The sequence below is a fragment of the Rodentibacter pneumotropicus DSM 21403 genome, assembly GCF_000379905.1.
GTDB lineage: Bacteria > Pseudomonadota > Gammaproteobacteria > Enterobacterales > Pasteurellaceae > Rodentibacter > Rodentibacter pneumotropicus.
In genome coordinates this window covers 93,460-119,802 of the sequence record NZ_KB904055.1, presented here as the reverse complement: position 1 = coordinate 119,802, position 26,343 = coordinate 93,460, and the positions used below count along the sequence as shown (strand labels likewise).

The following is a 26,343-nucleotide window of genomic DNA, read 5'->3' as shown; positions in this document are numbered from 1 at the left end:
AGAAAGCGCATTTAAACGGAAAATTCTCAATATCTAATCAAACCAAATAACACTTGCCATTCTGCCCGTTTTTCCATCCCGCCGATACGAAAAAAAGAGATCTCCTTCATTAAAGGTACAATGATCACCACCGGAAATTTCTGTAATACCCAGTTTATTTAAGCGCTGTGTGGCGAGCTGATAAAGGTTGCCGAGGTATTTTCCCTGCTGAGAGGGAGCGGCTATGAAAGCCATCTCTGCAATAGGGTCAATGCGCATAAATTGTTCAACTACTTCTTTTCCTACTTGAAATGCTTTAGGTCCGATGGCCGGGGCAAGCCAAGCGATGATATCTTGTGGTTGTGCTTGAAAACATTTTACCGTTTCTTCCAATACTCCATCACATAATCCACGCCAGCCGGCATGGACTGCCGCCACTTCATTGCCTCGACGAGTGGTAAACAGTACGGGCAAACAATCGGCGGTCATCACCGTACAGACTTGATTCGGTTGATTGGTATAAACCGCATCTGCTTCAAAATTATTGCCTGAATAGGGCAATTGAATGACCTTGGTACTGTGGGTTTGAGTGAGAAATAGTGGGGTATGGGGTAAATGGAATTTTTCCACTAATAAAGTGCGGTTGGTTTTGACCGCACTTTTTTCATCATCAACATGATCTCCCAAATTGAAGCTATCAAAAGGTGAAACACTCACGCCACCTTGGCGTGTTGTTGTAAACGCGTGGATATTGGATGGTGCTTGCCAATTGGGAAAAATCGCTTGCATATTAATAATCCAAGTTGTCTTTGTGCTCAATATAATCTGTTTTGAGCGCGTTGAGCAATTCGACAAAATCCTTCGGTAGAGGGGCGTGCCATTCCATCATTTCACCAGTAATAGGATGAGCTAAACGTAACATGACGGCGTGCAGGGCTTGGCGTTTAAAATTACGCAATACTTCCATAACGTTTTCACTGGCATTTTTTGGCGGACGAGGGCGACCGCCATAAGTTTGATCGCCTAATAAAGGATGGGCAATATGTGCCATATGCACACGTATTTGGTGGGTTCTGCCCGTTTCCAAACGTAAGCGTAGGCGGGTATAGTTGCGAAAGTTTTCCATTATACGGTAGTGGGTTACTGCCGGTTTTCCCATTGGGTGAACCGCCATAAGTGTACGTTTGGTTGCATGGCGTGCCATAGGTTGATCGATTAAGCCTCCCTTGGTCATAATACCGGAGGCAACGGCTTCGTATTCACGGGTGATTTTTCGTTTTTGTAAATCTCGCACCAGTTTTGTTTGGGCGGGAATTGTTTTTGCGATGACCATTAAACCGGTCGTATCTTTATCCAGACGATGCACAATCCCAGCCCGTGGTACTTCGGCAATCGGCGGATAGTGATAAAGAAGGCCGTTTAATACCGTGCCGTTCGGATTGCCCGCACCGGGGTGGACGACAAGATCTTTCGGTTTATTGATGACAATAATGTGATCATCTTCATAGACGATATTAAGAGGGATATTTTCAGGCTCAAAGTGTGTTCCATCTTCTAGCTCTACGATGATTTCGATATGTTCACCACCGAATATTTTTTCACGAGGGATATTGGCAATACGATTGTTGATTTTCACAAGATCTGCTTCAATCCAAGTTTTTAGACGTGAGCGGGAATATTCAGGGAACAACTCTGCAAGGGTTTGGTCTAAGCGCTGTCCGATTTGTTCCGGTTGTACTTCAGCCGAAAGGGTAATTTGTGGCATAAAAATTTATCTCAATAAGTTTAAAAAGTTGGCTTATTTATTAATGTTCTATACAATGTCGGCTAATTGTATCTTATTTATTAGTTTTCGTAAAAATTAAGGAAAAAAACAATGCGTAAAATGAAATCATTAGCTTTGCTTACTGTAGTATTTGCTGTGATCGGTTGTTCAAGCGGTAACAAAGAAGTTGAGCAATTATCGGTAGATGAGCTTTACAATAAAGGTGCAAGCTCTTTACAAGAAGGGGGATATTCTGAAGCTATTCGTTATTTAAATGCGACAACGGAACGTTTTCCGGGAAGTACATATCAAGAACAAGCGATGTTGGATCTCATTTATGCAAACTATAAATCGCAAGATTACACTGCCGTATTAGTGACAGTAGATAATTTCTTGAATCAATTCCCACAAAGTCCGAATCGTGATTACGCAGTATATATGGCAGGTTTAACAAATGTGGCAACAGCGGATAACGCTATTCAGGATTTCTTTGGAATCGATCGCGCAACACGTGAAACGACCTCTTTAAAAACCGCATTTTCAAATTTCCAAAGTTTAATACGTGCGTTTCCTAATAGCCCTTATTCGCAAGATGCCTTAGCCCGCATGGTTTATATTAAAGATTCTTTAGCGCGCCACGAATTGGAAATTGCGAAATTCTATGCAAAGCGTAATGCAGATGTTGCGGTGGCAAATCGTGTGGTAGGAATGTTGCAATTATATCCTGATGCGCAAGCGACTTATGAAGGTTTATTCTTGATGCGTGATGCGTATCAAAAAATGGGGTTAGAGACTTTGGCAAACCAAACCCAACAGATTATTGATGCAAATAAGGATAAACAGTTTGCAAAAGTAGAAAAGCCGGAAGATCCTGAATTGGTTGTACCTACTGCGACAAAATAACGAATAAAAGCCCTAACTGATATCGGGGGCTTTAAAATACTTTAAAATTCAACCGCACTTTTGGAAACGAAAGTGCGGTTTTATTTAGCAATAAATTTCTTGTATGACAAATTGCGTAGCATGACGCTCAAATTGCTTTTGTTTACGATGTTTTAATCGTCTTAAACGTAAGTTACGTGAAGTGGAGATATCACGGGATTTTATTTTTTTTAAAAAGGTTTTGCGTTTTAACATCTTACACTCCTACTCTTGTTTATTTTCCATAATCGTTTCAGGAACGTTATTGTTTTGATTTTCCTGAACTCGATGATAATTAACAATACTTTTCATATAGCGGCGGATATTTTCCACATATTGGTAGGCTTCATAACCACGGGCATAACCATATTTCAGATTGTTATAATGACGTTTTTCTGCCAATAAGGGCAAATTATTTTTTACATCAAGCCAATTATCCGGATTTCCCCCCAATTTTTTTGTTAAACGACGTACATCCAGTACATGACCTAATCCCATATTATATGCGGCAAGCGCATACCAAATGCGATCTTCTTGGGTGATACTGTCCGGCATTTGGGTCAATAACCAGTGTAAATAATCTGACCCTGCTTTGATGCTTTGTTCCGGATCTGTTCGGTTGCTGATTTTCATTCGTTCAGCCGTATCCCTTGTCAGCATCATCATTCCTCGTACGCCGGTAGGTGAGGTGGCATCAGGGTTCCAATGGGATTCTTGATATGCCATGGCTGCCAGTAAACGCCAGTCTAACGTCCCTTTGTATTTTTCAAAGAGCGGTTGATATTGTGGGAGAATTTTTTCAATGGCATCTAAATAGGCTCGGCTATCAACATAATCGAATTGAGCGATGTGACGGAAATATTTTTCTTCAATACGATCGATTAAACCTGTATCTAAAGCATTGTTCATAAAATCTAATAAACCTGCCTGCAGTTCGTTATAAGAATTATTGGCGAGGTACCAGTGGACGGTAGCCTCATCTGTTAAATCAAAGGCTATCGCAAGATTGGGACGGATTTGTTGTGTCGTTGCTACGTCAATGGAATTGGCGATAGTGTAAGGAATTTTCCCCTCTGCGACTTGAATTAATAATTCTTCTTGTGTAAGCCGTTTGTTATTTTTCCACTGTAAATCAGGAAATTTTTTCTTAAATTGAGTCAATAACTCATTGAGTTCTTCCCCTCCCGCAATAGTGATTTCCTGCTTTATTTGGCTTAAGTCTTTTGGTCGATTTTCTCCTTTTTTATAGACTAATTGCCAAGATGCGGAAGTGTAAGCCGGACCGATTTGGAATTGTTCCGCGCGGCGGGGATGAAAGAGTAAATTGGCTGCGGCAAAATCAATCTGATTGTTTTCCAATGCATTAAAGAGCGCATCCGTATTTTCAAGGGTTTTGATTTCAAGTTTGACACCTAAATAGTCCGCAAAATTTTTTGCTAATTCATATTCTAAACCGGATTCTCCCCTGGGACCGATCAAATAATAAATAGGATTATTGATTGTTCCAACAATAAGGCTGCCTCGTGATTTAATGGTAGTATAGTGATTTTCTTCCGATTGCATTATTTTCTGCCAAGGAAAAACCATATCAACCGCCCAAAGTAGCAGAGCAAATGCAGCGATAATACGTAAAAATAAACCTTTCAAATATGTGTTCCTATTTATAGCTAATCTATATCCGATGAATTATGCCAACGTTTTTTCCGATTTATATCATCATATTCATCAAGTAGATGACATTTAAAATCAATGGAATCAAAGACTTCATTGAGAAATTTCTGTGTTTTATTCATATTGGAAACTACTTTATCATCATAGTTTGGTTCATTATCATAATTTAATTTTTCATAGATGTGAATCTCCAGTAACCAAGCGCAATTTTTATATTGTTCTTCTTGCCATTTTTCTTCTAAGTCTTGATTTGGAATAATAGCAATGAATGTTTTCATTTCTTTATTTAAATTCCAATAAAAATGTTTATATTTAAAAGGTAAATATCCCTCTAAGAGAGGGACGGATTTGCATTTTGTGAAGGTTCTATAGTGTGTTTTAAAATAGGCTTAATTAACCTGCTCTCATCTTTTGCTACACTTTGAATTGCCCAATAACTATGATTTTTAAAATTCATTTTTCCCCCTTAATAGAAAGGGTAGGGATATATTCTATCTCTACCCTTACTGATATTAGGATTAACTGCGTCGTTCTCTTCGAGGTTTCTCGTTAAAAGAGCGGTTATTTTTTTCGTTGAATTTACGCCCGCGATCATCGTGACTAAAATCATTGCCACGGCCTTTTCGTTTACCGCGGGAATCATCATTATTACGATGACCTTCTAATTTCACTGCACCTAAGAAAGACATTCTCATTTGTTTATTTAGCACGCGGGTTTTGCCGAATTGTTGGAGCAATTCTTTTGGCATACCCTGTGGCAATTCCACGGTGGTGTAGTCATCGTAAAGTTTAATGTGACCGATGTAACGACTATTAATATCCCCTTCATTGGCAATCGCACCAACAATATGACGAACTTCAACGCCATCCATTCTGCCGACTTCAATGCGGTATAAATCCATCGGTTGTGGATTACCATAGCCTTTGCGCTCGCCACGACGTTCGGCGGAACGAGGGTTATCACGGCGTTCGCTACGATCATTACGGCGGCGTTTTTCCATTGGTGGATCTGGTGGAAGGATTAATTTTTGTTTACCCTGAAGCAACATAAGCATTGCCGCTGCAATATCTTCTTGATCTTGATCCGCAGTAAATAAATCTTCTAACAAACTACGATATTGTTCTAAATCATGATGTTCGAGTTGCTTTGTAATTTTTGCTACGAATTTTTTACGGCGGCATTCTTGTAAGATTAAATGATTTGGTAATTCCACTTCATTAATCGGTTTTTTCATCAAGTGTTCAATATTGCGGAGTAAACGGCGTTCGCGCGGTTCTACAAATAATAATGCACGACCGGAACGACCTGCCCGACCGGTACGACCGATACGATGGACATAAGATTCTGCATCAAGCGGAATATCATAGTTCACTACAAGGCTGATACGCTCAATATCAATACCACGCGCAGCAACATCTGTTGCGACAACAATATCAAGGCTACCGTTACGTAAGCGATCAAGGGTTTGTTCACGTAATTGCTGGGTCATATCGCCATTAAGTGCGGCGGAACGGAAACCGTTTTTCTCTAATAGTTCGGTGATATCCAATGTCGCAGTTTTAGTACGGGCAAAGATAATTGCCGCATCAAAATCTTCCACTTCTAAGAAACGAAGAAGCGCCTCATTTTTGCGTACCCCATTAACATACCAACAACTTTGCTCAATATCTGGCGCATTCTCATTATTGACTTTAATTTTCACCTCTTCAGGATTGTTCATAAAGCGTTTAGTAATACGGCGAATAGGTTCCGGCATGGTTGCGGAGAAAAGGGCTGTTTGATGATGTTCCGGTAATTCCGCCATCACGGTTTCAACATCATCAATGAAGCCCATTCGTAACATTTCATCGGCTTCATCCAATACAATAAAACGAAGTTCGGATAAATCTAACGTACCCCGACGAATATGATCAAGAATACGACCCGGTGTGCCCACCACCACTTGTGCACCTTGTTTTAACGCACGTAGTTGAATGTCGTAACGTTGTCCGCCGTAAAGCGTAACAACACGTATGCCCTGTATATGTTTTATAAATTGATCACAGGCATCTGCTACTTGAATAGCAAGTTCACGTGTCGGCGCCATCACTAACATTTGTGGGTGTTTTGCTTCAGTATTAATTTGAGCCAATAAAGGCAATGAGAAAGCCGCAGTTTTACCACTGCCGGTTTGTGCCATACCCAACACATCTTTGCCGTTGAGCAAGTGAGGAATACAGGCTTGTTGAATTGGAGAGGGTGTTTCAAAACCTAAGTCTGAAACAGCTTTTAAGATGAACTCAGGTAAGTCTAAGTCATTAAAAGTGATTTTGTCAGTCATTAAAATACTCGAATATAAAAAGGAAAGCTCAAGAGGGCTTTCGGTTTAATTGTTGAATAAAGTGCGGTCTAAAAATTTTCAGTTTTTGTCACTGCGCTTTTTACTTCTTTTTCCTGTTGTGTTTGAGCCGGTTTTAGTTTCATTAGCTCAAAAGAGGCAAAACGATACTCAACAAAGTTATAAACCTGATTCGCCATAGCCAGTTTAAATAAAGCTGCCGCTTCATCAACCAGCCCTACATTGAGTTTTTGTTTTGCTAGATAAAAATAGGTTTCCGTGAGAATTTCAGCATATTGTTGTGAATTTCCAGCGAATTCGCCGGCACGTTGCTGTAATTCTTCTAAAGAAATGTGTCCTAAGTAGTATTGAACGATATTTGTACCCCAGAAGTCCTTTGATAGCCCTTTTGCTCGTTCGACAAGGTTTTTATGGGCTTCTTGCGGTTTTAATTTTTGTTCGTTCAAATACAACCATAAAACACGATAAGGATCGGTTGTATCGGCTTGGTAGAACTGTAAGAAATCTTGCTCGGCAAGATTATAACGTCCTACATAATAAAAATTTAAACCACGATTAAGGTGGGTGTAATCATAACTTGGGTCTAATTCAAACACCGCATTGAAGGTTTCCAATGCGCCGTCATAATCTTCCTCAAGCAATAGATAAAGCCCTAAATAATTATACACGGCAGCCATTTTGGGCTGTAATGCAAGGGCTTGAGTAAAATCGTAACGCGCTAGCCCCCATAAACCGAGGGAATCATATAGAACGCCGCGTTCAAAATGCAGCGAAGCACGCTCTTCATTACTCATTTTTCCAACTAATAATACTTGGCTAATCCTTACAATCATCACTTCTTGTTCAAAGTGTGAATTAGGGTTTTGTTCAGCAAGTATTACGTGATTTTTAGACACAAAAGCGCCTCTATACTGGACACAGCCGACAAGAAACAATATCGCACATAAGCTAAATAAATAGGCTAAACTATGGCGAGATAGTCGAAAACACTGCATTGGCTTTCTTCTTGTGTACTAATATTTGTTGGAAGTTATAAAACTTGACGGCATTTACCGTCAAGTTTTGATCATGTTACCAAGATTACTCTTGTTCTTCAGTAGAATCTTCTTGGCTTATTTCAGCATCTTGTTTTGGTGCAAGCTCTTTCATGGTTAAGCGAATGCGACCTTGACGATCGATTTCGACTACTTTTACATTGACTTCTTGACCTACTTGAAGATAATCGCTCACTTTTTCTACGCGTTCCTCTGCGATTTGTGAAATGTGAACTAACCCTTCCTTATTACCAACGATAGCAACGAATGCACCAAAATCTGCTAATCGAGTCACTTTACCTTTATAAATTGCGCCGGCTTCGACTTCTGCAACGATCTCTTCAATACGCGCCATCACATTTTTCGCTGCATTGTTATCAACCGCGGCAATTTTCACTGTACCGTCGTCATCAATATCAATTGAAGTGCCGGTTTCTTCGGTTAATGCACGAATCGTCGCCCCACCTTTACCAATCACATCTTTGATTTTTTTCGGATCGATTTTCATCGTATGAATACGCGGTGCATAGTCAGAAATATCTGCACGAGGTGCAGGAATGGCTTGTTCCATCACACCAAGAATATGCATACGCGCGCTTTTCGCTTGATTTAACGCGATTTGCATAATTTGTGGAGTGATGCCTTCAATTTTAATATCCATTTGTAATGCCGTTACACCTTCACGTGTACCTGCCACTTTAAAGTCCATATCACCGAGGTGATCTTCATCGCCAAGAATATCGGAAAGTACCACGAATTTTTCATCTTCTTTCACCAAGCCCATTGCGATACCTGCAACTGCGGCTTTAATCGGCACTCCCGCATCCATTAATGCCAATGATGCGCCACATACTGAAGCCATAGAAGAAGAACCATTGGATTCGGTGATCTCTGATACTACTCGTACCACATAAGGGAACTCGGCAAGACTTGGCATGACAGCGGCTACACCACGTTTTGCTAAACGACCGTGACCGATTTCACGACGTTTTGGTGAACCGATCATACCGGTTTCGCCCACAGAATATGGAGGGAAATTATAATGGAATAAGAAATGATCGGAGCGTTCACCGGTCAATTCATCAATAATTTGTGCATCGCGTTCTGTACCCAGTGTGGCAACCGCTAAGGCTTGGGTTTCGCCACGGGTGAAAATTGCCGAACCGTGAGTACGTGGTAAGACACCGGTGCAAATATCTAAAGCACGCACGGTATCGACTGTACGGCCATCAATGCGCGGCTCGCCTGCGATGATACGACCACGTACAATTTGGCTTTCAAGTGCGGTGAAAATATCAACGATTTTACCTTCGCTGATTTCCTCATCTTCTGCCGTAATTTGTGCGATAACATCCGCTTTTATCGCATCAATTTGCTCATAGCGGGTTTGTTTTTCAGTAATACGATATGCGTCACCTAAACGGGTTTCCGCAATGGCTTTCACTTTATTGATTAAATCAGTATTTGGTTGAGGTGCAACCCAATCCCAACGAGATTTGCCCGCTTCTGCGGTAAATTCTTTAATCGCTTCAATCACAACTTGTTGTTGTTGATGACCGAACACCACCGCAGATAACATTTGTTCTTCCGTTAAAATGTCTGCTTCGGATTCCACCATTAGTACGGCTTTATCCGTTCCCGCTACAACAAGATCCAAACGGCTCTGTTTTTGTTCCGACATCGTTGGATTTAACACGAATTGGTTGTTGATAAAACCAACACGTGCCGCACCGATAGGACCGTTAAACGGCACTCCGGATAAGGATAATGCGGCAGAAGCACCAATCATCGCCACTAAATCCGGGCTAATTTGCGGATTGACGGAAACAACGGTCGCCACAACTTGGATTTCATTGAAGAAACCTTCCGGGAATAGTGGACGGATAGGACGGTCGATTAAACGGGCAATTAAGGTTTCGCCTTCGGATGGACGACCTTCACGTTTGAAGAATCCACCCGGAATACGACCTGCGGCATAAGTGCGCTCTTGATAATTAACGGTTAATGGGAAGAAATCTTGACCGTCTTTCACATCTTTTTTCGCCACAACGGTAACGAACACGCTGGTGTCGTCCATACTTGCCATCACAGCGGCAGTGGCTTGACGGGCAATCGCACCGGTTTCTAATGTTACGGTGTGTTGACCATATTTAAATTGTTTAACAATTGGATTCACTATGTTTTCCTTTGATTTTGATATTAAAAACAATGCTTTATTTTCCAGATTGCGACTAGCAAAAGAAATCTTTAAGAAAATTTACCGCACTTTATGTGAAAAAATTTCTTTTGTTAGCCGCACGCTAATACAGAAAATAAAACTTGTACATTATACAGATGTTTTGGTGTGATTGGTAACTTTATTTCATAGCACCAACTTGTTATGATAACTCGATTTTTATTCATTCAGTAAGGAGAGAAGATGATTATTAGTAGCCTAACTAACTCGAATTTTAAGGTGGGTTTACCAAAAGTAATTACGGAAGTGTGTGATTATCTCAATACATTAGACCTCAATGCCCTAGAAACCGGTCGTCATGATATTAACGATCAAATTTATATGAATGTGATGGAACCGGAAACTGCGGAAGCAAGTAATAAAAAAGCAGAATTACACCATAACTATCTAGACGTGCAAGTGCTGATTCGTGGAGAGGAAAACATCGAAGTCGGCGCAACCTATCCGGATTTAACAAAGTATGAAGACTACAATGAAGCCGATGATTATCAGCTTACCTCATCGGAAATTGAAAATAAATTTACGGTAACATTAACGCCTAAAATGTTTGCCGTATTCTATCCTTACGAACCGCATAAACCTTGTTGTCTAGTGAATGGAAAAGCGGAAAAAATTAAAAAGCTCGTGGTGAAAGTGCCGGTTTCGTTAATTTAGTTTTTATGTAAAGTGCGGTTAAAAATCTTCTTGTTTTTTAACCGCACTTCAGTCGCTTATTTCAGGATAGTAATCGTCCATTTCGCATCACCGATTTGTTCGAAATGGGGGACTTCATATCCTTCTTCTGCTGCCCAAGCAGGGATGGCCTCGGTGGCTTGAGTACAGTCGAATTCAATTTCAAGACCATCGCCTTTATTGAGCTTCGCCATTTCGGCTTTTGCTTCCACTAGAGGGAAAGGGCAAACTAAACCCAGTGTCGGTAATTTAACAATCATTTTTTTCTCCTAAAAATTAAGCGGTAACCGTTTTTAGTCGTTGTGGACGGATAATAGTGAAATAAGCGGCAAACCAAGTGCCAAGCACCATTAAAGGAAGGGATATCCAACCTTGCCATGAAAAATAAGCGGTGGCGACAAGGGCATTGCCGATTGAACACCCGCCTGCTAAACTCGCTCCAATACCCATTAGTGATCCACCGAAGGCACTACGTACCATGGTTTGTGTATCCGGTAGGCGAAGACGAAATTCGTTACTCCCTTTTGCCGCAATGAATGAACCGATAAAGATCCCTAATACTAAAAACACGCCCCAATTGATGAATTTTGTCTCATTGGTGATGAGATATTGCATAATGTTTGCTGATGGCGTGGTGATTCCCAAACCTCCAATCCGTCCGGTTGCCACACTTAACGGCCAAGCCGCAAGTGCAATCAAACCAATTAATATTGCAGAAACAAAAGGATGCCAGCGTTTTTCAAACAAAATATGGGCAATACCGTTTTTCTTCGGTGTTAGTGTGGCGACTTTTGCCTGTGGTTTCGCCAGATGTTTGTACACATAATAGCCCGTGATGAGGGTTAATAATGCCACAAGCCACCATGCGGATATCCCGACACTTTCATAAATGTTGCGTTCGTCTATTTTTACATTACGTAATGTTTGGTTGAATTCACCAAGCGGGCCGGTACGCATCATCGCACTGAACAGCATATACATAAGTAACGCCACCCAGCTACCGATTAAGCCTTCTGCCGCACGATACCAAGTCCCGGTCGCACAACCGCCGGCATAAATAATGCCTATGCCAAACAAAAAGGAACCCACAATTACGGCAACAAATTCAAAATTTTTGGTAGGTTCAATATTTAACCAGCCGACTTCTTTTAAAATGAAAAAACCGATAGATTGCACGGTGATGGCAATAAGTAAAGCGACAAACATTTTATTGCTTTTTGTCACATATAAATCGCGGAATGCGCCGGTGATACAAAATCGCCCTCGTTGCATCACAAACCCAAGCAAAATACCGCAGAATAACCCAGTCAAAAGCATTGGTCCTCCTAAGATAATCTAGAAAAAGAGTGGGTTATTTTTAATAAATTAAACGAGAATATGCCAAGAACTTTTGGTTAATTGATATGTAATTTAGGAATAAAAGTGTGGGTAAAAAGCAGAATTAATGTACCCTTTTCCTTCACTATTGAGTGATACAGACTGTCTGTCGATAAATATCGCCCGCGTTTTTAACGGCATTCACGGGCGAGCTTACGCCTTCGATAATATTTTATCTCTTAATACGCTTAGACTGACGCATTTAAGTGGTATTTTAATAATGGGGAATAGGTCTATCGTTGAGAATAGTAAATTCAACCGTATCTATTTCAAGCAACGGATTTTGTTGTTTATAAATTGGTATGCCTGTCATAAAGCGTTCATATTTCCTTATTAGAATTGCTCAAAACTCATTCTAATAAGGAAACTACCTGTGATTCAACCTTCATTTCAATTAAGCAAAATTGCTGTATGTCTTAGCCTATTCTCACTCTTTACGTCTGATATTTTAGCGGAAATGGATGTCAACCAAACCGATCAGCTGATAAGAGAGCAATCGGAGAGTTGGTTTCAACAATTAGACAGGAGTTTGCCACCTTATCCTCAGTCAGGATCGGTTGCCGCAGAGCTGGATCGCTGGGAATCATTAAATCGCCAACGGCTTGGTACGGCGCGTCAGGATTTGGCTAGAGAAGATGCAAATCAACATAAAGAACACGTTGCAATGTTAATGCGGACTGCCGCATTACAGGATTTTGCGACAACTATTGATAACCAATACTATTATAAATTGAGTGGTGATTTACGCAATTTAGTCAGACGAGCCGGTTATGTCTTTGATCCAAATAAAGGGCGTTTTCGTTCTTATGATTTTATTTTAAAAGATAAATATCGGCGTGGCAGACCGTATCAGGTTTTAGATGAACAGGGAGAATATAAACCGAATTATGTCAAAATAAAAGGATCGTCTTACCCCAGTGGGCATACCTCTAACGGTTTTGGTGAAGCTGTTTTAGCGTCCATTATTTTTCCTGAACGTGGAAAAGAGATATTTGCTCGAGCGTTACAATACGGTGAAAGCCGTACAGTGCTCGGTGCTCATTTCCCAACAGACACCATAGCCTCTCGTTTCTCTCAGTATTTTTATAAAGCTCAATTACTTAACAATGATGATATTGTTTCTCACTTAGTGCAATTTGCAAAAGGAGTACGTGAGCCATTTGATGCAATTTGTCAGGAGACACAAGCTATCTTGCGAAATTGCTTAGATACTCTTAATTCTCCGTTAGCCTCCCAATATGAGCTGGAAAATCACAATATTGGCGATTATGGGAAAATATTTCCTAATCGTACTGCTCAGGTTGTTTTGCCGGAGAATTTACCCGATACTGCAGGCGCTTTATTGCGTTTACGTTTTCCCTATCTAAATGATAATGCCCGAAGACAAATTCTGGCAGCGGATGCCTACCCAAGTCATAGTTTGGCTAGTTTGGGGGATTTCTCAAACGCGGGGAATAACTGGGGATTAATTAACTTACCCGCCTCTTATGATGGGCCTAGTTATTTTTATGAGGATTTTGCCACACTTGCCGAACCAGAATATCACTTGGATTTAGGCGATTTTAGTCGATATGACCGTTGGACAAAAACGATTCAGGGAGAAGGTCGCCTTATAATGAACCATATGGGGACAGTTGATTTAATGGGGCATAATCGCTTTGCAGGCATTGTTATTAACCAAGGAATTGTTCGGTTAGCGGGCGAACACCGTTTGTCAGGTGAGAGCCGGATAAGTGAGAATGGGCGTTTAGTTATTGCAGAAGCCACCCCTGCACTGGGGCAGCTAAGCGGTAATGGGACGGTGATATTTGAACCTCGTGATGCTTTCTCAATTCTGACATTAGATAACCTATCCGGTCAGTTGAGTTTTGTGGTTAACTCTGATCTCGCCAATCAAAAATCCGACAAGATCGTAGTGAAAGGCGAAGACAGCGGTGATTTTGGTCTGATTGTAGCGGACAGTGGCAACGAACAGCAAGCAGAAAACGGTAAGGTTACGTTGGTTGAAACACAAACAGGTACAGCACGATTTCGCTTAAAAGATCGAGAATATGTTGATGCTGGAGCATTTCGCTACCGCTTGCATAAAGAAGGGAATGATTGGGTGTTGTCCAACCGTAAAGATGAGCAAATGGTTGCACCGACCAAACCGAATGAGATAGAACGTGTGCGAGGCGATGTATCTGAGCCGAAAGGGGATGATCAGCCAAGTGAACTGCCAATCGTGTCGGCTAATAATCCACCAAAAGATCATACAATGGATTCAGATAATTTAGCGAATCAGCTAACGGAAGTTTCAGTAGTATCAGGCATATCACCAGATAATCCCTCAAAAGCTAATGTAGTGAATGCGGAGGGAGTAATGACTCCGCCAACAGAAGCCCTAATGAAGTCAGACATATCAACAGATAATTCACCAAAAGACAATAAGATAGGTTTGAGCAATTTCACTCACCAACCGATAGAAACAGCAAATAGTTCGATATCGTCGGTGAATATGCCGCCAACTGTACCTCAACTGCCTCAAATAACGGGAGGTTTAAAGGAATTGGCTGCAAGCACTAACTCGCATATTTCACTTCGTCAGGCGCAATTGTTGCATTTAGAACAGAGTTTAAGCGGCATCCATCAGCGTTTGGGGGAACTAAAACAAGGCGGACGAAGTAATGTATGGGTAAGAAATCTCAACAGTCGTAATCGATTAGGCGAAATGCAGGTTGCCTCGGATAGCCGTACATCGGGTTTTCGGCAGGATTATCATGCCTTGCAAGTCGGAGCAGATACCGCATTTAATGATACTTTCCGATTGGGAGCATTTGTCGGTACAGCTCACTCAGAGATTGATTTTAAAGGCGACTATGGCTCTGGCAAAGTAAACAGCCAAACAGCCGGTTTATACGGTATGTTCCAATTTGATAATGGTGTGTATATTGATCAGATTACCAAATATGAGCGCTTAACATCGCAAGGTCAGGCAACAGAGAAACGCCGTTACCATAGTTATACCTTGTCGAGCGAAGTGGGTAAGGTTCACACATTAGGGCAAGGTTGGACGGTTACGCCACAATTACAGCTAGCATGGTCAAGCCTTTCAGCGAAAGCGAATGAAGATCGTCTATCAGCACTGTATGCAAGAGTTGGTGTGCGGCTTGCCAAGATACTGGATTTAAACGGCTGGACGTTACAGCCCTATGCAGAAGTAAGCGGTATGACAACTAAAAACCGCCATAGCCAAGTACGGGTAAATCAATATGCTTTTGATATTGCCGCAACGCGCGGGCGTATTGAAAGTGTGCTTGGAATCAATGCGCTAGCAGGTAACCACCGTTTGGGTGTCGAAGCGAAAACTACGAGGGGGAAACACTTCGACCAACCGCTTGCCGTGCAGGTAAATTACCGTTATAGCTGGTAATGATCTGTTATTACTTTTTTATGATAGTCCATAGCTACATAAAACAGCGACTTCAATGGTTGTACTTTTAAGAAATCCGAACACAGCGACTTTTCCAGCTGCACCACGTCTGCGTTTACCTTTATGCGTGCTACCGAAGTCGCTTTCGTCCATTTCAATTTCACCCTCAAACATTTTCAAATGTGAACTGTTTTGATGGATAAGTAAGCGTAAATGATGAAAATAGTATGCAGTAGTTCGCTTTATAAAAAAATTAAGAACAAGGCTTGTTCACCATAATTTCAATCACTTGGCGATCAATATGTTGCATACTTTTTGAGGCGATAGCGCAGAGGTTATCGATGGTGCGATCAAGATCGTGTTCAACGATACCTTCGTTGCCGGTAACATGAGTTTCATCCATTGCCATGAGTACGGATTTATAACCCGATGCTACGCTGGTAGAGACCTTCATCGCACAACTGTTTGCCGCACCGTCGCAAATGATGCCACTGATATCGCCGATCATACTACAGATACCCATACTGACAGTTTCAAATCTCCCTGTTAATAAATAAGCAATGCCCGCACAGCTTCCCATAGAAGCGGTGGTAACCGCACAAAGTGCGGATAGTTTAGGGAGTTTACTGTGAATATAAATCGCCATTAAGTGCGATAAAAATAAGGCGCGTAGGCGTTTTTCTTCATCGACGTTCAAATAATCGGCAACCACCACGACAGGCATAGTAGCGGCAATACCTTGATTTCCCGAACCTGAATTGCTCATTGCTGGCAAGGAGGCTCCGCCCATTCGAGCATCGGAGGCGGCGGTAGTTTCGATCATGATTTTGCTGAGTAAATCGTCTGAAATTAAACCGCTCCCTACTTGTTTACGTAACGTTCGCCCGATATGTAAGCCGTAATTTTCCCGTAAACCTTCGTTGGAAAGGGCTAGATTGAGCTCGGCAGCTTGTCCGATAAAGCGAATTTTGTCTAAGGCAACTTCGCAGGAAAATTCAAAAATTTCACGAGCCGTGACCTGTTTAAAAATCTCATAGGGATCAGTATTGGCACATTCATTTTCTGTTCTTTCAAAGATGATCTCACCGTTTTTTTCAATAAAAATTACATTAGTATGTTGATCTTGAATGGCGACTTTCACCCAATCGTTATCTGCGAAAAGTACTGCTTCAGAATAGAGGATATGGCCTGTTGGGTGAATATCGACGGTTATCCGTTTTTGGTCAAGCATTGCTTTTGCTGCTGAAACTTGCTGTGGTGTGATCTGTTTTAATACTTCTAGCCCACCATCAGGATCTCCGCCCAATGCACCAATTGCCGCCGCAATAGGCAACCCAACCATGCCTGTTCCCGGTACGGCTACGCCCAAGCCGTTTTTCATTAGGTTTGGTGAAACTTTTGCTTCAATACGTTCCGGCTTTTTGCCTAAATATTTAGCTGCTGTTGCTGAGGCAAGGGCAAGGGATATCGGCTCGGTACAGCCGAGTGCCGGGACAACATCTTTTTGAACGATGGCAATGAATTTATCGCCCATTTGTTGTAATCTGTTCTTCATAATGGAGTCCTATAAAAATGTGAGGAAAGGAGATATGCATAATAAAATACCAGTGGTGATGATAATGTGCAGTGCGGCACCTTTGTATTTGTGTAATATTGGCACCTTATACACTAAGTAAGAAGGGATTAAACAACCGACTAAACCAAAAATAGGGCTACAAATTGAAGTAAAGCTCAATACTGGCGCATTTAATACAATAGCTCCCCAAGCCAGTAAAATTGCAGCAATCATAATGCCTTTTTGTACATAATTTTGATTGATTCTATCTTCAGGAATAATACGCGTAAGTAAGTTTATTACAATCCCTTGGGTGGCTTCACGAAAGCCAAGATATACCCCAAAGAATGCCGTTATTACGGCAAAGATATTTAAAATCATGCCAACATAGGTTGCCCAAGACCCCGGGAAGAACTGTGCGACGATAGCAAGGGCTGAAATATTTTGTTCATAGGCCTTTACCGCTTCTTCGTGTCCCATGGCAAGGGTGAAAGATACTGCGTAGAAAAATACCGCGGTAAACAAAATAAAGAATGCGATATTCATGGCGCGTAAGGCTTTACGGCGGGCTATTTCACGATTCACTTCTTTTTGGCGGTAGGATATGACCATCGGACTCAAGGTTTGAATAAATAAAATTGAGGTTAAGGTGAATGGCAAGGTGATGATTGCGTTTTTAATCAACAAACCGGCTGGAGGAAGTGCATCAATGTTATATAAATGCCACATGCCGATCATAGAAAATCCAAGTGCAACAACGACAAATAATTTAGTAAGCACCATAAAGGTGGAAAGTTTAAATAATAGTTTTTCACCTCTAGATGAAATTGCTACCAAAATGCAGATAAGAATTAAACCATAAAATGGGTTTTCAGAAAGTAAGGTATCAGTTACGCCAAAGGTGTATAAATATGAGGCACTGTCATTTGTAATAGCGGTGGAATACACAAACATCCAAATAATCAACATCACAAAATAAAGTGCGCCTAATAAAATCCCCCAGTTTTTACCAAGATAACCTGAAATTACACTCGGATAATCTTGACATTTTGGTGATTCGGCAAGGGTGTTAATAAATAATCGTTGAAACAAATACATAGCGGGGTAGCCAATAACTGAGGACAACAAAAATACCCACATGCCCATCAAGCCCACTTGTACAGGTAAAAATACAATACCCGCACCAATTGCCATACCAATACTCATAATTACCCAACCGAAATCGGTAGCCTCAAATTTCATTACGGCTTTAAGTTCCGCTTTTGAAAGTTCATTTTTCATGGTTTTCTCCAGGTAAGAAAGTCAGTTTCTTTCTTTGCTTTCCTTGAGTGAAAATAAAATATCAATTGAAAATTATTCACCTTTGAGTTCACGAAGGTGCTTATAAATGGCATATTTAGTTAAATTAAGGTTATCTGACACAAACATCACGGCATCTTTTAATTCAAAAAAACCGTTGTCATATAAATGGGTAATAATGGCTTTTTTGTAGTTTTTTTGATGAGGTGTAATATGTTGCTCAACAGTAGAAATGGCTTTGGAAAGCGAATATTTCATCATGTCCTGATGGTTCGACACAAAAGTTTCGTCTTTTGGTGGAATCGCTAAATTTTGTTGTGGCATTAAATTTGCCATAATTTTATCTAATGGATAAGACAAATTCAGATTAATACAAAATAATCCAATGGGTTTGCCGTTCCCGCCTAAAATAATATGAGTGGTGGATTTAACTAAATGCCCGTAATTGGTGGTGGAAAAATAACTTTGTTCTAACTGTTTGGGCGCTTTTTGATAGTCTTTGAGGATTTTTAAGGCTTTATCTGTAATTGGCGCACCCACGGAGCGTCCTGTGTGAAAGCCGTTTACAATTTTTATCACGGAAGAACTGAGTTCGCCTAATTGGTGAACCACTACTTCGCAACATTCCCCTAATAAATGGGCGATAGAATCGGCTAAATGAAGATAAGATTGCAGTATATGTTGATCGACATCTTGTGCAATTAAAGTTGGTTGCTTATCGTTCATTTTCTTCTCCTCACCACTTTATGGTTGACATAAAGTATGATGAAGTTATTTTAACTAGTCAAATTAATTTAACTAAAAATTGATTTTGGTTAATTTTTTTATACTATTTAGAGAAGAAAATTCATTATGAAAACATAAGGGATTTTAATTTAGCTACTGTTTTATTATGGATTAATTAGACTGAACCTGCTTTTTCTATCACCAAAATACGTGCCTCACCTTGTGGAGAGGCGAGGTGTTCAGTGCCAATACCGGCGTGGAAAATGTCGCCGGTTTTAAGTAATGTCATTTTTTCTTCACCATTTTCTTTGTAGTGCATTTCCACTGTACCATCCACTACTACAAACACTTCTTCGCCATCGTTGATATGCCACTTATAAGGTTTATTCGTCCAATGTAAACGTACGCTGATGCCGTTCATTTCCGTGATATCTAAGGCTCCCCAAGGGCATTTTGCGGTAAAATCTTTGCTACAAATGATTTGATACGTCATATTGTTTCCTTAAATTTAATGGGCTTCATCCCAATTTTTCCCCACACCTACATCCACAATGAGGGGCACGACCAATTCGGCGGCGGTTTCCATATTTTGTTTGATTAACGTGCTAAAAAACTCAACTTTTTCTGACCGCACTTCAAACACTAATTCATCGTGTACTTGCATAATCATATCAATATCAGGATCGTGGCGAACAAGCTTATCCAGTTTAATCATCGCACGTTTAATAATATCCGCAGCCGTACCTTGCATTGGTGCATTGATAGCAACCCGTTCTGCACCTTTGCGGCGCATTGCGTTACTCGAGTTAATATCCGGCAAATATAAACGGCGACCGAATAGGGTTTCCACATAGCCCTGTGCTTTGGCTTTTTCGCGGATATCCTGCATAAAGGTTTGTACTCCCGGGTAACGTTGGAAATATAAATCCATATATTTTTGTGCATCGCCACGTGGGATGCCAAGCTGACGGGAAAGCCCAAAGGCAGACATGCCATAAATCAGACCAAAGTTAATGGCTTTCGCATTGCGGCGTTGTTCGCTTGTTACCTCATCCAATGGCACACCGAAGATTTCCGCAGCGGTCGAGCGGTGAATATCTTTGCCTTGTGCAAAGGCATTAATCAACCCTTGATCCTGTGATAAATGTGCCATAATACGTAATTCGATTTGGGAATAGTCGGCTGCCACCACTGAATAACCTTCACGAGCAATAAAAGCCTGACGAATACGGCGACCTTCTTCATTGCGGATAGGAATGTTTTGTAAATTCGGATCGCTGGAGGATAAACGCCCCGTTGCGGTTACGGCTTGATGGTAAGAGGTATGTACTCGCCCTGTGTTTGGATCCACCATTTGCGGCAATTTATCCGTATAGGTAGATTTTAATTTGCTCAAGCCTCGATGTTCCACCAATACTTTTGGCAATTCGTGGCTATATGCCAGCTCTTCCAATACTTCTTCATTAGTAGAAGGTGCGCCTTTTGGCGTTTTTTGTAAAACAGGTAAGCCCAATTTATCAAATAAAATTTCTTGTAATTGCTTAGTGGAGGCGAGATTGAAGGTTTGCCCTGCGAGTTCATAGGCTTGAGCCTCAAGTGCGGTCAATCTTGCGGTGATTTCATTGGATTGCATAAAAAGCGCATCACTGTCAATTAACACACCAGTTCGTTCCATGTGTGAAAGGACGCTGAGTAATGGCAATTCGATTTCTTCAAAAAGTGTGACTAAACTTGGTGTTTGCTGTAATTTTTGCCATAACACTTGTTGAAGTTTCATTGTGATATCCGCATCCTCGGCGGCGTATTCTGAGGCTTGTTCTAGGGGGATTTGATTAAAAGTCAGTTGATTTTTACCTTTGCCGGCAATGTCTTCAAAACTAATCGTTTGATGCCCTAGATAGCGTTTTGCAAGATCGTCCATATTGTGACGACCGGTGCTATCTAACACATAGGATTCTAACATCGTATCGAACGCTACGCCCTGCACCTCAATACCGTTACGTGCCAAGATAGTCAGATCGTATTTGATGTTTTGTCCCACTTTTTTTATGTCGGTATTTTCGAGAATCGGTTTGAGGACGGAAAGTGCGGTTGTTTTTTCAAGCGTTTTTGGCGCACCGAGATAATCCAATTGCAAAGGAAGATAAGCGGCTTCGCCATTTTCTAGGGAAAAGGAAAGTCCGACGAGATTCGCCGACATATAATTAAGGCTGTCGGTTTCCGTATCTAGGGCGAAGAGATTTGCATTTGATAATTTATCAATCCAACGGGTTAAATCCGTTTCCGTCAGGAGAGTTTCATATTGGCTGCGATCAATCTGAAATTTAGGTAGATTTTCAACCGCACTTTTCGATGAAGTTGTAGGTGTGGCTTGATATGGATTTATTTTAACCGCTTGATCGTTAGCCTGTGTGATAGAATCCGAACCGTTCATCACTTCGCCTAACCAACGTTTAAATTCATAGCGACCGAAATATTCAATCAAGCGGTCATTATCACTTTCAGCGAGCAATAATTCATCAGACGTGATATCCAATGTCACATCGGTTTTAATGGTCGCAAGGGTGTAAGACAAATCCGCATTTTGTTTTTCAGCCAGTAATTTCTCACCGAGCTTTTTTGCACCACGAATCGGTAATTCTGCCACTTTGTCGAGATTGGCATAAATTTCAGCCATACTTCCCAGCCCTTGCAACAGCCCAAGTGCGGTTTTCTCCCCCACTCCGGCAACACCGGGAATGTTATCCGAACTATCGCCCATCAGTGCAAGATAATCAATAATGAGCTCTGGCGGAATACCGTATTTTTCAACGACACCTTCGCGATCTAACAAACTATTATTCATCGTATTGATGAGCATAATGTTATCATCAACCAGCTGCGCTATATCTTTATCCCCTGTGCTAATCAGCACGTTTTTACCGGCACGGGAGGCTTGTACGGCGAGGGTACCGATCACATCATCTGCTTCTACCCCTTCTACCACTAAAAGTGGAATACCAAGTGCACGGATCATATCGTGTAGTGGTTGAATTTGTTTTCTGAGAGCATCCGGCATAGGCGGGCGATGGGATTTATACTGTTCAAACAGTTCGTCTCGGAAGGTTTTCCCTTTGGCATCAAACACCACCGCTATGTGACTTGGTTGCACCTGAGATATCAGGCTTTTCAGCATATTTAACACGCCGTACATCGCCCCGGTTGGTTCGCCGGCAGAGTTGGTTAATGGGGGAAATGCGTGAAACGCTCGATATAAATAAGAAGAACCGTCCACTAAGACCAGTGGGTTTGCTGCGATCTGTGCCATAAAAATCTCATTCAATGTGATAAAGTGAGCGCATTATAGCGTAAATTCAGAAAGGGCGCGAACAGGTAGTCTCACTGATTGCGTGTAAAAGATATGACGGGAAAGTTTGCCTATGGCATAATATTTCCCACTCAAAAATACAAATTAAAGGGAATACAATGTCATTAAAACTGGTTGAAATTGTCGTATTAGGGCAGGTATTACGTTTAAATGTACCTCAGGATCAAGAAGAGTCATTACGCCAAGCAGCACGCCATTTGGACTCGTTGGTTTCCGAAATGAAAGAAAAAACGGGTTTAATTCAACTTGATCGTGTGCTTTCTATTGTTGCATTGAATTTAAGTTTTGAGCTTACGCAGGAAAAGAATAAAAATGCACAAATTGAAGACGTTTTGAAAACGCGTATTCAGCAGTTGGATCACTCATTGGGGAGTATTCTCTCAACAAGAGAATAATTTGTGAACAAGATCGCAGATTTAAAAAATAAAGTCTGGCAAAAATGCCGACTTTTCGCTAGTATAACGGCATAAAGATTTCCTGGAATGCTCGCTAATGGGTTATGTCCCTGAGCCGATACTTAAAATCTTATAAATCGGTTTCCCGTCATTGGTGTGTAGGCTTTGCCTTTATTTTTCTTCTGAATAATTAAAGGAAGTAAGAAACCTAAAAATGACCTTATCGATTTCCTTGAACCATCGGGTTCAAGGACTGCCACCCACAACGGCATTCCGGGTTCTTTCTTTTTTACCTCTATGAACACTCAACAACAACGCCAACAAATTCGTCGTCAAATCCGAAAAACTCGCGCAAATTTAACCGCACTTCAGCAGAGGCTGGCGGAGCAAGCTATTACAGGTCAAGCTCTTGATGTAATTGAACATCGCCAAGCAAGAAATATTGCATTATATCTTTCTTTTGATGGTGAAATTTCGACTGACGCTTTAATAAAAACCCTTTGGGAGCAAAATAAAAAGGTGTTTTTGCCCGTCTTGCATCCTTTTGCGAAAAATCACTTACTCTTTTTACAGTATTTGCCTGACACTCCGATGGTGCAAAACCATTTTGGTATTTGGGAACCAAAATTGAACGTTCAAAATGTGTTACCGCTCAATGAATTGGATATTCTTTTTACGCCCTTAGTTGCGTTCGATAAACAAGGTAACCGCCTCGGGATGGGTGGTGGTTTTTATGATCGAACCTTGCAGAATTGGCAACAAAAATCCTTTCTTCCTATTGGTTTGGCTCATGCTTGCCAGCAAATTGAGGCATTGCCTATTGAACATTGGGATATTCCTCTCTTTGATATTTTGATTGGGTAAAATCTATCGTTTCAATTTAATTGATAGGTAAAATCAAAAATATCTCATTTTTCCCCTTGAAATCATTCCAAACGATATTACTTACTCAGTGTGAACGGCGAAAGCCAAATTGAATATGAATTAATAGGGAAAAGAGAAATGAATATAGAAAAATTTACCACAAAATTCCAACAAGCATTGAGTGAAGCCCAGTCGCTTGCCCTTGGCAAAGATAATCAATTTATTGAACCGGTGCATTTATTGACCGCACTTTTAAACCAACAAGACGGCTCAGTTGCACCGATTTTAACTGCAAGTGGAGTGAATGTCGCCTTATTGCGTAATGAATTAAATAGTGAGCTTAACAGATTACCGCAAGTTTCCGGCAATGGTGGTGATGTACAAATTTCCCGCCAACTACTTAACTTATTGAATTTATGTGACAAACTCGCCCAGCAAAGACAAGATAAATTTATTTCAAGCGAATTGTTTTTGCTTGCCGTATTAGAAGAACGGGGATCGTTAAAAGATATTTTAACCAAGTACGGGGCGAAAAAAGAACAAATTGCACAAGCGATTCAACAAATCCGTGGAGGACAAAGCGTGAACGATCAGAATGCAGAAGAAAGCAGACAAGCTCTTGAAAAATATACGATTGATTTAACCAAACGGGCAGAAAGCGGCAAACTTGATCCGGTGATTGGACGTGATGAAGAAATCCGTCGAACCATTCAAGTTTTACAACGTCGTACGAAAAATAATCCGGTTTTAATTGGTGAACCGGGTGTGGGTAAAACGGCGATTGTAGAAGGTTTGGCACAGCGTATTGTCAATGGGGAAGTGCCGGAAGGATTGAAAAATAAACGTGTTCTTTCTCTAGATATGGGGGCGTTGATTGCCGGGGCAAAATACCGTGGCGAATTTGAGGAACGGTTGAAAGCAGTATTAAATGAATTGGCAAAAGAAGAAGGTCGGGTCATTCTGTTTATTGATGAAATTCACACCATGGTGGGTGCCGGTAAAACCGATGGCGCAATGGATGCGGGTAACTTGTTAAAACCGAGTTTGGCACGTGGTGAATTGCACTGTGTGGGGGCGACGACGTTAGATGAATATCGTCAATATATTGAAAAAGATGCGGCATTGGAACGCCGTTTTCAAAAAGTATTTGTGGATGAACCAAGCGTGGAAGATACCATCGCTATTTTACGTGGTTTAAAAGAGCGCTACGAAATTCACCACCATGTGGATATTACTGATCCTGCGATTGTGGCGGCAGCGACCCTTTCACATCGTTATATTTCCGATCGCCAATTGCCGGATAAAGCCATTGATTTAATTGATGAAGCCGCATCCAGTATTCGTATGGAAATTGATTCCAAGCCGGAACCGCTTGATCGTCTTGAACGCCGCATTATCCAATTGAAATTGGAGCAACAGGCGCTGAAAAAAGAAGAAGATGAGGCGAGTCGTAAACGTTTGGAAACCTTAGAAAAAGAACTGGCTGATAAAGAGCGTGAATATGCGGAATTGGAAGAAGTATGGAAATCCGAAAAAGCCACACTTTCCGGTTCGCAACATATTAAACAAGAACTTGATGCGGCGAAAACCGAAATGGAGCAAGCCCGCCGAGCCGGTGATTTAAGCAAAATGTCGGAACTACAATACGGACGTATTCCTGAATTGGAAAAACAACTTGCTCAGGCTGAAACCAGCGAAGGCAAAGAAATGAGCTTATTGCGTTATCGTGTAACCGATGAAGAAATTGCAGAAGTGCTTTCTAAAGCCACGGGGATTCCGGTGTCCAAAATGATGGAAGGTGAAAAAGAAAAACTGTTGCGCATGGAAGAAGAATTGCACAAACGTGTGATCGGTCAGAACGAAGCTGTCGATGCCGTTGCGAATGCTATTCGCCGTAGCCGTGCCGGATTGTCTGATCCAAACCGTCCGATTGGTTCTTTCTTATTCCTTGGTCCGACGGGCGTGGGGAAAACGGAATTGTGTAAAACCTTGGCAAAATTCCTCTTTGACAGTGATGATGCGATGGTACGTATCGATATGTCTGAATTTATGGAAAAACACAGTGTTTCCCGCTTAGTCGGTGCGCCTCCGGGTTATGTGGGCTATGAAGAAGGCGGTTATTTGACTGAGGCTGTCCGTCGTCGTCCTTATTCCGTGATTTTGCTCGATGAAGTGGAAAAAGCACACGCCGATGTATTCAATATCTTGTTACAAGTGTTGGATGATGGTCGCTTAACGGATGGGCAAGGTCGAACTGTTGATTTCCGTAATACGGTGGTCATTATGACCTCCAACTTGGGGTCCCATTTAATTCAGGAACATCAAAGCGAAGGGTATGATGAAATGAAAAATATGGTGATGTCGGTGGTGGGGCAACATTTCCGCCCGGAATTTATCAACCGTATTGATGAAACCGTGGTATTCCATCCATTGGCGAAAGAAAATATCCGCGCTATTGCAAGTATTCAATTAGAACGCTTGGCAAAACGTATGGAAACCCGTGGTTATGAAATTGTGTTCAACGAAGCACTTATTGATTTCATTGGTGAAGTGGGCTATGACCCGGTTTATGGTGCACGTCCGTTAAAACGTGCGATTCAGCAAGAGATCGAAAATCCGTTAGCACAACAAATCCTTTCCGGTAAATTGCTCCCAAGCAGCGTTGTTACCGTGGATTATGCCGATGGAAAAGTTGTCACAAGACAATAAATTCCAAATACAAAAAGTGCGG

At 41.3% G+C, this 26,343-nt stretch carries 21 protein-coding genes, 1 other RNA gene and 1 pseudogene; 7 read left to right on the top strand and 16 right to left on the bottom strand.

Annotated elements, in window-relative coordinates:
- Nucleotides 1–33: 33 nt before the first annotated feature.
- Nucleotides 34–768, bottom strand: coding sequence for a peptidoglycan editing factor PgeF (gene pgeF, locus A3GE_RS0106680; protein WP_018356484.1), 735 nt, complete (start codon nt 766–768; stop codon nt 34–36).
- A gap of 1 nt (nt 769) precedes the next feature.
- Nucleotides 770–1,744 carry a 23S rRNA pseudouridine(1911/1915/1917) synthase RluD gene (rluD, locus tag A3GE_RS0106675; protein ID WP_018356483.1) on the bottom strand — a complete coding sequence of 325 codons (975 nt, stop codon included), beginning with the start codon at nt 1,742–1,744 and terminating at the stop codon, nt 770–772.
- A gap of 111 nt (nt 1,745–1,855) precedes the next feature.
- Here rluD and A3GE_RS0106670 point away from each other — a divergent pair, with 111 nt between their 5' ends.
- Nucleotides 1,856–2,647 (top strand): outer membrane protein assembly factor BamD, encoded by a 792-nt coding sequence (locus A3GE_RS0106670; protein ID WP_018356482.1) that lies wholly within the window; start codon nt 1,856–1,858, stop codon nt 2,645–2,647.
- A gap of 84 nt (nt 2,648–2,731) precedes the next feature.
- On the opposite strand, the gene A3GE_RS12215 is transcribed toward A3GE_RS0106670, so the two are convergent.
- The 6 genes from A3GE_RS12215 to pnp all read right to left on the bottom strand — a co-directional run bounded on the left by A3GE_RS12215 (nt 2,732) and on the right by pnp (nt 9,885).
- Entirely contained in the window at nt 2,732–2,881 is a 150-nt protein-coding gene (locus tag A3GE_RS12215) for a hypothetical protein (RefSeq protein WP_018356481.1), read from the bottom strand.
- Nucleotides 2,882–2,890: 9 nt separating this feature from the next.
- Complete coding sequence (gene mltF / locus A3GE_RS0106660) at nt 2,891–4,312, bottom strand: membrane-bound lytic murein transglycosylase MltF (RefSeq protein ID WP_018356480.1); 1,422 nt, start codon at nt 4,310–4,312, stop codon at nt 2,891–2,893.
- Between the two features lie 20 nt (nt 4,313–4,332).
- The gene (locus A3GE_RS0106655) at nt 4,333–4,614 is read right to left on the bottom strand and encodes a hypothetical protein (protein ID WP_018356479.1); all 282 of its coding nucleotides are present in this window, start codon (nt 4,612–4,614) and stop codon (nt 4,333–4,335) included.
- 240 nt (nt 4,615–4,854) lie between these two features.
- Entirely contained in the window at nt 4,855–6,657 is a 1,803-nt protein-coding gene (locus tag A3GE_RS0106645) for a DEAD/DEAH box helicase (RefSeq protein ID WP_018356477.1), read from the bottom strand.
- Nucleotides 6,658–6,725: 68 nt separating this feature from the next.
- Nucleotides 6,726–7,670 (bottom strand): lipoprotein NlpI, encoded by a 945-nt coding sequence (gene nlpI / locus A3GE_RS0106640; RefSeq protein WP_026215422.1) that lies wholly within the window; start codon nt 7,668–7,670, stop codon nt 6,726–6,728.
- Nucleotides 7,671–7,755: 85 nt separating this feature from the next.
- Nucleotides 7,756–9,885, bottom strand: a complete 2,130-nt coding sequence (gene pnp, locus A3GE_RS0106635) for a polyribonucleotide nucleotidyltransferase (protein WP_018356475.1) — start codon at nt 9,883–9,885, stop codon at nt 7,756–7,758.
- A 243-nt stretch (nt 9,886–10,128) separates the two neighbouring features.
- On the opposite strand from pnp, the gene nanQ reads away from it, so the two are divergent.
- On the top strand, nt 10,129–10,599 hold the full coding sequence (nanQ, locus tag A3GE_RS0106625; protein ID WP_018356473.1) for an N-acetylneuraminate anomerase: 471 nt from the start codon (nt 10,129–10,131) through the stop codon (nt 10,597–10,599).
- A gap of 56 nt (nt 10,600–10,655) precedes the next feature.
- Here the strand turns inward: nanQ and A3GE_RS0106620 are convergent, their stop codons facing one another.
- Together A3GE_RS0106620 and A3GE_RS0106615 are read right to left on the bottom strand one after the other, a co-directional pair.
- A complete protein-coding gene (locus tag A3GE_RS0106620) occupies nt 10,656–10,877 on the bottom strand; it encodes a sulfurtransferase TusA family protein (RefSeq protein ID WP_018356472.1) in 222 nt (73 codons plus the stop codon).
- A gap of 16 nt (nt 10,878–10,893) precedes the next feature.
- Entirely contained in the window at nt 10,894–11,934 is a 1,041-nt protein-coding gene (locus tag A3GE_RS0106615) for a YeeE/YedE family protein (protein ID WP_018356471.1), read from the bottom strand.
- 433 nt (nt 11,935–12,367) lie between these two features.
- Between A3GE_RS0106615 and A3GE_RS11605 the strand changes: the two genes are divergently transcribed.
- Nucleotides 12,368–15,406, top strand: a complete 3,039-nt coding sequence (locus A3GE_RS11605) for an autotransporter outer membrane beta-barrel domain-containing protein (RefSeq protein ID WP_018356470.1) — start codon at nt 12,368–12,370, stop codon at nt 15,404–15,406.
- A gap of 66 nt (nt 15,407–15,472) precedes the next feature.
- On the opposite strand, the pseudogene A3GE_RS11860 reads toward A3GE_RS11605, so the two are convergent.
- The 6 genes and pseudogenes from A3GE_RS11860 to polA all read right to left on the bottom strand — a co-directional run.
- Nucleotides 15,473–15,649: pseudogene (locus A3GE_RS11860) on the bottom strand (IS1595 family transposase); the annotation flags it as partial.
- Between the two features lie 10 nt (nt 15,650–15,659).
- Entirely contained in the window at nt 15,660–16,961 is a 1,302-nt protein-coding gene (locus A3GE_RS0106605) for an L-cysteine desulfidase family protein (protein WP_018356469.1), read from the bottom strand.
- A 9-nt stretch (nt 16,962–16,970) separates the two neighbouring features.
- Nucleotides 16,971–18,242: an SLC5/6 family protein gene (locus A3GE_RS0106600; RefSeq protein WP_018356468.1), complete on the bottom strand. Its 1,272-nt coding sequence runs from the start codon at nt 18,240–18,242 to the stop codon at nt 16,971–16,973.
- Between the two features lie 72 nt (nt 18,243–18,314).
- A complete protein-coding gene (locus A3GE_RS0106595) occupies nt 18,315–18,986 on the bottom strand; it encodes a helix-turn-helix transcriptional regulator (RefSeq protein ID WP_018356467.1) in 672 nt (223 codons plus the stop codon).
- A 175-nt stretch (nt 18,987–19,161) separates the two neighbouring features.
- Complete coding sequence (locus tag A3GE_RS0106590) at nt 19,162–19,479, bottom strand: cupin domain-containing protein (RefSeq protein WP_018356466.1); 318 nt, start codon at nt 19,477–19,479, stop codon at nt 19,162–19,164.
- A gap of 15 nt (nt 19,480–19,494) precedes the next feature.
- Nucleotides 19,495–22,293: a DNA polymerase I gene (gene polA / locus A3GE_RS11210; protein WP_018356465.1), complete on the bottom strand. Its 2,799-nt coding sequence runs from the start codon at nt 22,291–22,293 to the stop codon at nt 19,495–19,497.
- A gap of 158 nt (nt 22,294–22,451) precedes the next feature.
- On the opposite strand from polA, the gene A3GE_RS0106575 reads away from it, so the two are divergent.
- The 4 genes from A3GE_RS0106575 (at nt 22,452) to clpB (ending at nt 26,321) form a co-directional block, all read left to right on the top strand.
- A complete protein-coding gene (locus A3GE_RS0106575; RefSeq protein ID WP_018356464.1) occupies nt 22,452–22,748 on the top strand; it encodes a cell division protein ZapA in 297 nt (98 codons plus the stop codon).
- Nucleotides 22,749–22,824: 76 nt separating this feature from the next.
- Nucleotides 22,825–23,032: non-coding RNA, 6S RNA (ssrS, locus tag A3GE_RS11855), on the top strand.
- Nucleotides 23,033–23,045: 13 nt separating this feature from the next.
- Nucleotides 23,046–23,612 (top strand): 5-formyltetrahydrofolate cyclo-ligase, encoded by a 567-nt coding sequence (locus tag A3GE_RS0106570; protein WP_018356463.1) that lies wholly within the window; start codon nt 23,046–23,048, stop codon nt 23,610–23,612.
- A gap of 138 nt (nt 23,613–23,750) precedes the next feature.
- Nucleotides 23,751–26,321 carry an ATP-dependent chaperone ClpB gene (clpB, locus tag A3GE_RS0106565; RefSeq protein ID WP_018356462.1) on the top strand — a complete coding sequence of 857 codons (2,571 nt, stop codon included), beginning with the start codon at nt 23,751–23,753 and terminating at the stop codon, nt 26,319–26,321.
- Nucleotides 26,322–26,343: the final 22 nt, after the last annotated feature.

Bases quoted from the DNA above. Each gene is read 5' to 3' on its own strand.
- pgeF (WP_018356484.1), bottom strand. From the start codon at position 768: ATGCAAGCGATTTTTCCCAATTGGCAAGCACCATCCAATATCCACGCG.
- rluD (WP_018356483.1), bottom strand. From the start codon at position 1,744: ATGCCACAAATTACCCTTTCGGCTGAAGTACAACCGGAACAAATCGGA.
- A3GE_RS0106670 (WP_018356482.1), top strand. From the start codon at position 1,856: ATGCGTAAAATGAAATCATTAGCTTTGCTTACTGTAGTATTTGCTGTG.
- A3GE_RS12215 (WP_018356481.1), bottom strand. From the start codon at position 2,881: ATGTTAAAACGCAAAACCTTTTTAAAAAAAATAAAATCCCGTGATATC.
- A3GE_RS0106655 (WP_018356479.1), bottom strand. From the start codon at position 4,614: ATGAAAACATTCATTGCTATTATTCCAAATCAAGACTTAGAAGAAAAA.
- A3GE_RS0106645 (WP_018356477.1), bottom strand. From the start codon at position 6,657: ATGACTGACAAAATCACTTTTAATGACTTAGACTTACCTGAGTTCATC.
- nlpI (WP_026215422.1), bottom strand. From the start codon at position 7,670: ATGCAGTGTTTTCGACTATCTCGCCATAGTTTAGCCTATTTATTTAGC.
- nanQ (WP_018356473.1), top strand. From the start codon at position 10,129: ATGATTATTAGTAGCCTAACTAACTCGAATTTTAAGGTGGGTTTACCA.
- A3GE_RS0106620 (WP_018356472.1), bottom strand. From the start codon at position 10,877: ATGATTGTTAAATTACCGACACTGGGTTTAGTTTGCCCTTTCCCTCTA.
- A3GE_RS0106615 (WP_018356471.1), bottom strand. From the start codon at position 11,934: ATGCTTTTGACTGGGTTATTCTGCGGTATTTTGCTTGGGTTTGTGATG.
- A3GE_RS0106605 (WP_018356469.1), bottom strand. From the start codon at position 16,961: ATGAAGAACAGATTACAACAAATGGGCGATAAATTCATTGCCATCGTT.
- A3GE_RS0106600 (WP_018356468.1), bottom strand. From the start codon at position 18,242: ATGAAAAATGAACTTTCAAAAGCGGAACTTAAAGCCGTAATGAAATTT.
- A3GE_RS0106595 (WP_018356467.1), bottom strand. From the start codon at position 18,986: ATGAACGATAAGCAACCAACTTTAATTGCACAAGATGTCGATCAACAT.
- A3GE_RS0106590 (WP_018356466.1), bottom strand. From the start codon at position 19,479: ATGACGTATCAAATCATTTGTAGCAAAGATTTTACCGCAAAATGCCCT.
- polA (WP_018356465.1), bottom strand. From the start codon at position 22,293: ATGGCACAGATCGCAGCAAACCCACTGGTCTTAGTGGACGGTTCTTCT.
- A3GE_RS0106575 (WP_018356464.1), top strand. From the start codon at position 22,452: ATGTCATTAAAACTGGTTGAAATTGTCGTATTAGGGCAGGTATTACGT.
- A3GE_RS0106570 (WP_018356463.1), top strand. From the start codon at position 23,046: ATGAACACTCAACAACAACGCCAACAAATTCGTCGTCAAATCCGAAAA.
- clpB (WP_018356462.1), top strand. From the start codon at position 23,751: ATGAATATAGAAAAATTTACCACAAAATTCCAACAAGCATTGAGTGAA.